Source organism: Archangium sp. Cb G35, from assembly GCF_001896145.1.
GTDB classification, from domain to species: Bacteria; Myxococcota; Myxococcia; order Myxococcales; family Myxococcaceae; genus Archangium; species Archangium violaceum.
Window position 1 is genome coordinate 520,603 of the sequence record NZ_MPOI01000011.1, and the last position, 6,000, is coordinate 526,602.

The window sequence follows — 6,000 nt, forward strand, 5'->3', positions numbered from 1 at the left end:
CCGGGAACCTCGAGTTGCCACATGACCTCCCAAGCGGAGATTCAGAGTCGCAGCGAGCGCAGCCCCTCGAGGGCGAGGTCCACATGGCCCTCGGTATGGGCGGCGGAGAGACAGAAACGCAGCCGGCTGGTGCCCTCGGGGACGGTGGGAGGGCGGATGGCCTTCACCAGCAACCCCTTGGAACGCAGGGCCCGTGCGGCGGAGACGGCGAGCCCGGGCTCGCCCACGATGACGGGGAAGATGGCGCTCCGGGGCTCGGCGGCGAAGCCGAGCGAGCGCAGGCCCTGGGAGAAGCGGCGGATGTTGCGCCACAGACGGGCGCGCAGGTCCACATCGTGCTCGACGATGTCCACGGCGGCCCCGGCGGCGGCGCACAGGGCGGCGGGAAGCGCCGTGGAGAAGACGAGGGGCCGGGCGCGGTTGAGGACGAGCTCCACCACGGGGCGTGAGGCACAGATGTACGCGCCCAGCACGCCGAAGGCCTTGCTCAAGGTGCCCATGCGCACGTCGACGGCGCTGGAGAGCCCCAGCTCCTCGCACAGCCCGGCACCACGGGAGCCGAGAACACCAGTGGCATGGGCCTCGTCCACGAGGAGCGCGGCGCCGTGGGCGCGGCAGACGCCGATGATCTCCCGCAGGGGCGCATGGTCCCCGTCCATGGAGAACACGGTGTCGGTGACGACGAGGCGCCGGCGAGCGGGAGTCGAGGAGAGGGCGCGGTCGAGCGCCTCGACGTCGGCATGCGGGTAGACGACGGTGCGGGCGCGCGAGAGGCGGCAGCCATCGATGAGGGAGGCGTGGTTGAGAGCGTCGGAGAAGACGGCGTCCTCGGGGCCAACGAGGGCTTGCAGGGTGCCGACGTTGGCGGCGTAGCCCGAGTTGAAGAGGAGCGCGGCCTCGGCGTGCTCGAAGGAGGCGAGCCGGGCCTCCAGGCGCTGGTGGGCAATGGTGTCGCCCACGACGAGCCGGCTTGCGCCGGAGCCGACCCCATGGACCTCGAGGGCGGCGATGGCGGCGGCGCGCACGGAGGGTGAGGCGGCGAGACCCAGGTAGTCGTTGGAGGAGAAATTGACGAACGTCTCTCCTCCGACGCGGACGAGCGGGCCCTGGGGGGAGTCGAGCGGCTCGAGGAACCGCTTCAGCCCGCGGGAGGACAGGGAGTCCATGTCCGCCCGGGCCCACCCCGTGGCCACACTCCCCTCTCCCTCCGGGAGAGGGACGGGGTGAGGGTGTCGCGAATCCCGGCTCGTCACCGCGACGTATCCGGCTCCAGGGGGCGGATGCCGGCCTTCTCCAGGAGGGCCATGTCCTGGGTGTACTCGGGGTTGCCGGTGGTGAGGAGCTTCTCGCCGAAGAAGAGCGAGTTGGCGCCGGCGAGCATGCACAGCAACTGGGCCTCCTCGTTCATCTGCATGCGGCCGGCGGACAGACGGACCATGGCCAGGGGCATGAGGATGCGGGCGGTGGCGATGGTGCGGACCATCTCCACGGACTGCACGGGCTTCTGGTCCTGGAGGGGCGTGCCCTTCACGGCGACGAGTGCGTTGATGGGAACGGACTCGGGGTGGACCTCCTGGTTGGCGAGCGTGAGCAGGAGCTTGCAGCGATCCTCCACGGACTCGCCCAGGCCGATGATGCCGCCGGAGCACACGGAGATGCCGGCCTGGCGCACGCGATCGATCGTCTCCAACCGGTCCTGGTAGGTGCGGGTGGAGATGATGTCCTCGTACTTCTCCTCGGAGGTGTCGAGGTTGTGGTTGTAGGCGGAGAGGCCGGCCGCCTTGAGACGCTTCGCCTGACTCTCCGTGAGCATGCCGAGCGTGGCGCAGGCCTCCATGCCGAGCGCCTTCACGCCGCGGACCATCTCCAGGACGTTGTCGAACTGGGGCCCGTCCTTCACCTCGCGCCAGGCGGCGCCCATGCAGAAGCGGGTGGCACCGGCGGAGCGGGCCTTGGAGGCGGCCTCGAGCACGGAGGGCACGGACATGAGCTTCTCGGCCTGCAGGCCGGTGTCCTTGTGGTAGCGCGCGGCCTGGGGGCAGTAGCCGCAGTCCTCGGGGCAGCCGCCCGTCTTGATGGACAGCAGCGAGCACAGCTGCACCTTGTTGTCCTGGAAGACGGCGCGGTGCACGGTCTGCGCCTTGTGGATGAGCTCGAGCAGGGGGAGCTCATAGAGGGCGCGCACCTCGGGGAGCGTCCAGTCATGGCGGACGACGACACCCGGAGGCGGAGCGGCGAAGTGAGCGTGACCGTGGAAATCGTGGGCGGCGGAGTCGGACATGGGCTCCTCGGGGGGTGTGGAGCGCGCACGGTGCGTGGGCGGACCGCCCTTGTCAACCACGCAGCGCGCCCGGGTTGACGACCCCGGTTCACCCCCCGAGAAGGAGGAACCCGGCGGGGTGGGCACGACGGGCGTGCCCCTCCCCTGCCGGGTTCCGGAAATCAGGCGTGGATGCGACGGCCCCTGCCCGCCCAGCCCACCAGGAGTAGGACCACGATGGAGCCCACGACGGACATGATGAGTCCGGAGGGGTGCAGATCGAGGACACTTCGGCCGGGCGAGAAGAGCGAGCCGATGAAGCCGCCCACGAACGAGCCCACGATACCCAGCAACATCGTCGCCACGAGTCCCATGGACTGGCGGCCCGGAAGGAGCGCACGCGCGAGCAGACCCGCGACCAGACCCACCACGATGAACCAGATGATGCTCATCTCCGTTCTCCCTTTCTTGGGCGCCGCGACGTGCGGCCCCGATTGGGAAGAAAAGTGGGGAGCCCTGCCCCGAGGCACAACTTGACGGAGAGGCCCGGGGGAGACCCCCATGCCCGGCTGCCCGCTCTCCGGACGGCTCGGGGGGAGGGGCGGGCAGGCGCGTGGGAAAGCGAGGGAAACGTGGGTGCCATGCGATAGACAAGGGGTTCCATGGCGAAGGCAAAGACGCACTACACGTGTCAGGCGTGCGGGTACCAGTCGGCGAAGTGGTTGGGGAAGTGCCCCGACTGCGGCGCGTGGAGCTCGCTGGTGGAGGAGACCGAGGCGAAGGTGGACGAGAAGCGCCCGGCGTGGGGGGCCTCGGGAGGGGCGACCAAGCCGGTGCGGCTGCGCGAGGTGAGCGGCGAGCAGGAGGAGCGCCGGCGCACGGGCATCGCCGAGTTCGACCGGGTGCTGGGAGGCGGAGTGGTGGACGGCTCGCTGGTGTTGCTGGGAGGAGACCCGGGCATCGGCAAGTCCACGCTGCTGCTGGCGGCGCTGGACAGGCTGGGGCGCGGGAGCCCGGTGCTGTACGTGTCGGGCGAGGAGTCGCTGCGGCAGACGAAGATGAGGGCCGAGCGGCTGCGGGTGGAGAGCGAGCACATCCACCTGTTCGCGGAGACGGACGCGGACCGGGTGCTGGCGGTGGCCGAGGGCCTCAAGCCGCGGGCGCTGGTGGTGGACTCCATCCAGACGATGTACCTGCCGGAGCTGGGCAGCGCGCCGGGAAGCATCTCGCAGGTGCGCGAGGTGGCGGGACGCTTCATGGCGTTCGCCAAGCGCAGCGGGGTGCCGACGTTCCTGGTGGGGCACGTGACGAAGGAGGGCTCCATCGCGGGCCCGCGCGTGCTGGAGCACATGGTGGACACCGTCCTCTACTTCGAGGGCGAGCGTGGCCACCCGTTCCGGATTCTGCGGGCGCACAAGAACCGCTTCGGCTCGACGAACGAGATTGGCGTCTTCGAGATGAAGGGAGCGGGGCTGATGGAGGTGCCGGACCCCTCGGCGCTGTTCCTGGCGGAGCGGCCGGCGGGCAAGGCGGGCAGCGTGGTGACGTGCACGCTGAACGGGACGAGGCCGCTGCTGGTGGAGGTGCAGGCGCTGGTGGCGCCCACGGGCTACGGCACGGCGCGGCGCACGGCGATCGGCGTGGACGGCAACCGCGTGGCGCTGCTGGCGGCGGTGCTGGAGAAGAAGGAGGACATCCCGCTGGTGGGGTGCGACCTCTTCGTGAACGTGGCGGGAGGCATGCAGTTGTCGGAGCCGGCGTGCGACCTGGCGGTATGCGCGGCGCTGGTGAGCAGCCTGCAGAACCGGCCGCTGGGGGCGCACACGCTGGTGCTGGGCGAGGTGGGACTGGCGGGCGAGGTGCGCGCGGTGGGCCAGGTGGAGCCGAGGCTGGCGGAGGCGGCGAAGATGGGCTTCCAGCGGGCCATCATCCCCAAGGGGAGCGCGAGGCGGCTGGAGGACACGAAGCTGGAGGTGGTGGGCGTCGAGACACTCTCCGAGGCACTGGGAGCGATGTTCGACTGAGGATGTCTCTCGGGGTGGGCCTACTGCAGCCCGAGTTCGTGATCCCAATCCAGTAACAGGCTGATGAGCTCACCCGTGAGTGCGCCGGACACCCGCTCGAAAGCGCGGGGGTCGAGTGTGGCGAGGCGCTCGCGCTGAAAGGCCGGGTCGGCCACCACATCGCGGTGCTTCAACTTGCCGACATGCGCGAGCGCTCGCGGCATCTCCCGGAAGATGGCCTCGATGCAATCCTCCCGGGTCGCTCGCGCCATGCGCTCCGCCGCCAGTGACAGGCGCTCGCGCACCGGCGCGTCTTCTCCCGGGCACCACGCATCCATGGCCCAGTCGCAGGAGGCCACCATCAGGTCCTCCAGTGTGTGCGCATCCCCCGGCGTCTTGAAGAGGTAGCGCGCGCACTGGAGTGGCTCCCAGAAACGCAGCAGCGCATGGAGACGCTGCGCCATCCGCTCGGCACTCATCGGGTGCAGGTATGTCGTCGCGAAGAACACCGCGCCCCAGGCCGTCTCGCGGAAGAACGACTCATAGGCACTCCGCATGGACAGCGTGTTCTGCCAATCCAGAGATTCGCGCAAACCGCTCATGACATCCGACACCATGTACAACCGCCAGGCCGGGCGCTCGCGAAGGAAGTCCACCACGTCGCGTGCCACGATCACCTCCCCCTGGGGAACCTCCAGCATCTGCCGGGGAAGCAGGAAGGCGCCATCCTTCTGGTATTGCTCGCCTGGCCGGAGACGCGGTGGGTGGGGGGCGTGCCGGAAAGGGGATGACCTGTCCACCTCCTTGGGCTGGCGGCTGCTGAGTTCCTGAGCCCATCTGCCCCTGAATCGCACTCCACAGGACCGTCGTCGCGACTCCACCGATGAGGTCGATGACCATCCCCACGGTCCCGCTGACAGTGGCGAGTTTCTCGCGCCGGCTGATCATCCCTTCCACGGCCTTTTCCACCCACCCGCCGTACTGCCGCAACTCCTCCACCGTGAGGTCCACCCACTGCGCGTCCCTGTATGCCGCCACTTCCGAATCAAAGGGCTTCTTGCTGCGCGTCCACTGGTATTGCACCACTCCCGGCTCGGAGGTCTTCCACTCCAGCCGCCAGATGTATTGCCCTGCCGCAAAGCGAATCATGATTTCGCCGTGAAAGCCCGTGCCACCCGTGAAGAGCCTGTCATTACGGATGGTCCGGTTCAGCGCGGCCAGATACTTCCGCGCCTCCTCACGGCCTTCCTGGAGAGCACGCTCATGCCAGGGCTTGATCTCGAAGAGTACCAGGCGGGAGACATCGGCAATATCCGGGCATATCAAGACCTCATCCGGAAGCAGGAGTGACACATCCCCAACTCCTGTTTCACCAATGATTTTCGTAACCGTTCACCGCATTGGCCTGGTTGAAGAGCAGACGGTGGCGGCATGACCGCAGAAGTGGTGCTGGACAAAAGGACGTCTGGCGTGGTGTAGCCGGGGCATGGTGCAGGTGGATGCCCGAGACGTGCAGATAGCGCAGCTGGAGAAGAGGCTGGAAGCAGCGCTGGAGCGTATCGCGCAGCTGGAGCGGGAGAACGAGAGGTTGAGGGAGGAGAATCGACGGCTGCGGGAGGAGAATCGGCTGTTGAGAGAGAGGCTGGGACTCAACTCGAGCAACTCCTCGAAACCGCCCTCCTCGGACGCCCCCGGCGCCCCGCGCCAGCCCAAGAAGCGCACGGGCCGGCGTCCTGG

Annotated in this window: 7 protein-coding genes; 3 read left to right on the forward strand and 4 right to left on the reverse strand. The window is 68.7% G+C overall.

The annotated features are described in order from the left end of the window. Window positions 1-41: 41 nt before the first annotated feature. From bioF to BO221_RS32790, 3 genes are all read right to left on the reverse strand, one after another. Window positions 42-1,166, reverse strand: coding sequence for an 8-amino-7-oxononanoate synthase (gene bioF / locus BO221_RS32780; RefSeq protein WP_083681729.1), 1,125 nt, complete (start codon window positions 1,164-1,166; stop codon window positions 42-44). Window positions 1,167-1,249: 83 nt separating this feature from the next. Continuing rightward, window positions 1,250-2,281, reverse strand: a complete 1,032-nt coding sequence (bioB, locus tag BO221_RS32785; protein ID WP_073564755.1) for a biotin synthase BioB — start codon at window positions 2,279-2,281, stop codon at window positions 1,250-1,252. 161 nt (window positions 2,282-2,442) lie between these two features. Then, window positions 2,443-2,712 carry a GlsB/YeaQ/YmgE family stress response membrane protein gene (locus tag BO221_RS32790; RefSeq protein ID WP_073564756.1) on the reverse strand — a complete coding sequence of 90 codons (270 nt, stop codon included), beginning with the start codon at window positions 2,710-2,712 and terminating at the stop codon, window positions 2,443-2,445. 210 nt (window positions 2,713-2,922) lie between these two features. Here BO221_RS32790 and radA point away from each other — a divergent pair, with 210 nt between their 5' ends. Beyond that, on the forward strand, window positions 2,923-4,284 hold the full coding sequence (radA, locus tag BO221_RS32795; protein ID WP_073564757.1) for a DNA repair protein RadA: 1,362 nt from the start codon (window positions 2,923-2,925) through the stop codon (window positions 4,282-4,284). 20 nt (window positions 4,285-4,304) lie between these two features. Here radA and BO221_RS32800 read toward each other — a convergent pair whose 3' ends face one another. Further along, on the reverse strand, window positions 4,305-4,934 hold the full coding sequence (locus BO221_RS32800) for a hypothetical protein (RefSeq protein WP_233166343.1): 630 nt from the start codon (window positions 4,932-4,934) through the stop codon (window positions 4,305-4,307). A gap of 487 nt (window positions 4,935-5,421) precedes the next feature. Here BO221_RS32800 and BO221_RS32810 point away from each other — a divergent pair, with 487 nt between their 5' ends. After that, a complete protein-coding gene (locus BO221_RS32810; RefSeq protein ID WP_073564759.1) occupies window positions 5,422-5,613 on the forward strand; it encodes a hypothetical protein in 192 nt (63 codons plus the stop codon). 136 nt (window positions 5,614-5,749) lie between these two features. Next, window positions 5,750-6,000, forward strand: a 251-nt coding sequence (gene zapB / locus BO221_RS57685) for a cell division protein ZapB (RefSeq protein ID WP_143195806.1), incomplete at its 3' end; no start/stop codon positions are given.

Excerpts from the sequence above, each read along its gene's own strand:
- radA (WP_073564757.1), top strand. The coding sequence starts at position 2,923 with ATGGCGAAGGCAAAGACGCACTACACGTGTCAGGCGTGCGGGTACCAG.
- BO221_RS32790 (WP_073564756.1), bottom strand. The coding sequence starts at position 2,712 with ATGAGCATCATCTGGTTCATCGTGGTGGGTCTGGTCGCGGGTCTGCTC.
- bioF (WP_083681729.1), bottom strand. The coding sequence starts at position 1,166 with ATGGACTCCCTGTCCTCCCGCGGGCTGAAGCGGTTCCTCGAGCCGCTC.
- bioB (WP_073564755.1), bottom strand. The coding sequence starts at position 2,281 with ATGTCCGACTCCGCCGCCCACGATTTCCACGGTCACGCTCACTTCGCC.